General features: G+C 55.5%; 1 rRNA gene. It reads right to left on the bottom strand.

What is annotated here, in order from left to right:
* Positions 1–121 precede the first annotated feature (121 nt).
* Positions 122–1,641: ribosomal RNA gene (locus ABIE35_RS21155) — 16S ribosomal RNA — on the bottom strand.
* Positions 1,642–1,836: the final 195 nt, after the last annotated feature.

The following is a 1,836-nucleotide window of genomic DNA, read 5'->3' as shown; positions in this document are numbered from 1 at the left end:
TGATTCGTTGATATTCCACCCATGAGCACCCACCGCAGAACAGACGCCTGCGCAATGGGCAACACTGACAACCACCACCACACCCATGCAGGCACAGCAACAGTTGCAAGCAGCTCCTTAGAAAGGAGGTGATCCAGCCGCACCTTCCGGTACGGCTACCTTGTTACGACTTAGTCCCAATCGCCGGTCCCACCTTCGACGGCTCCCCCCACAAGGGTTAGGCCACCGGCTTCGGGTGTTACCAACTTTCGTGACTTGACGGGCGGTGTGTACAAGGCCCGGGAACGTATTCACCGCAGCGTTGCTGATCTGCGATTACTAGCGACTCCGACTTCATGGGGTCGAGTTGCAGACCCCAATCCGAACTGAGACCGGCTTTTTGGGATTAGCTCCACCTCACAGTATCGCAACCCTTTGTACCGGCCATTGTAGCATGCGTGAAGCCCAAGACATAAGGGGCATGATGATTTGACGTCGTCCCCACCTTCCTCCGAGTTGACCCCGGCAGTCTCCTATGAGTCCCCGCCATAACGCGCTGGCAACATAGAACGAGGGTTGCGCTCGTTGCGGGACTTAACCCAACATCTCACGACACGAGCTGACGACAACCATGCACCACCTGTAAACCGACCGCAAGCGGGGCACCTGTTTCCAGGTATTACCGGTTCATGTCAAGCCTTGGTAAGGTTCTTCGCGTTGCATCGAATTAATCCGCATGCTCCGCCGCTTGTGCGGGCCCCCGTCAATTCCTTTGAGTTTTAGCCTTGCGGCCGTACTCCCCAGGCGGGGCACTTAATGCGTTAGCTACGGCGCGGAAAACGTGGAATGTCCCCCACACCTAGTGCCCAACGTTTACGGCATGGACTACCAGGGTATCTAATCCTGTTCGCTCCCCATGCTTTCGCTCCTCAGCGTCAGTTACAGCCCAGAGACCTGCCTTCGCCATCGGTGTTCCTCCTGATATCTGCGCATTTCACCGCTACACCAGGAATTCCAGTCTCCCCTACTGCACTCTAGTCTGCCCGTACCCACTGCAGAACCGGAGTTGAGCCCCGGTCTTTCACAGCAGACGCGACAAACCGCCTACGAGCTCTTTACGCCCAATAATTCCGGATAACGCTTGCGCCCTACGTATTACCGCGGCTGCTGGCACGTAGTTAGCCGGCGCTTCTTCTGCAGGTACCGTCACTTTCGCTTCTTCCCTACTGAAAGAGGTTTACAACCCGAAGGCCGTCATCCCTCACGCGGCGTCGCTGCATCAGGCTTGCGCCCATTGTGCAATATTCCCCACTGCTGCCTCCCGTAGGAGTCTGGGCCGTGTCTCAGTCCCAGTGTGGCCGGTCACCCTCTCAGGCCGGCTACCCGTCGTCGCCTTGGTAGGCCATTACCCCACCAACAAGCTGATAGGCCGCGAGTCCATCCAAAACCACAAAAGCTTTCCACCACCTGACATGCGTCAGACGGTCATATCCGGTATTAGACCCAGTTTCCCAGGCTTATCCCAGAGTCAAGGGCAGGTTACTCACGTGTTACTCACCCGTTCGCCACTAATCCCCCAGCAAGCTGGGATCATCGTTCGACTTGCATGTGTTAAGCACGCCGCCAGCGTTCATCCTGAGCCAGGATCAAACTCTCCGTTGAAGAAAAACAAATCAAACAGACACAACCACACCCACCGGAAATAACGGCGAACACGGCTGCACAAAATTCGAAACCAGCTGAAAACCAGACCACCACACACGGGGGTGCGCAATGATCCAGCCATAATTTCAACCAATCAATAAAACAATCGGTATCAACAAACTTGGCACACTATTGAGTTCTCAAACAACAGAC

This window comes from Paenarthrobacter sp. 4246 (assembly GCF_040546855.1).
Classification (GTDB): domain Bacteria; phylum Actinomycetota; class Actinomycetes; order Actinomycetales; family Micrococcaceae; genus Arthrobacter.
The sequence above is the reverse complement of the archived record's forward strand: the minus strand, read 5'-3'. Positions and strand labels throughout refer to the sequence as shown.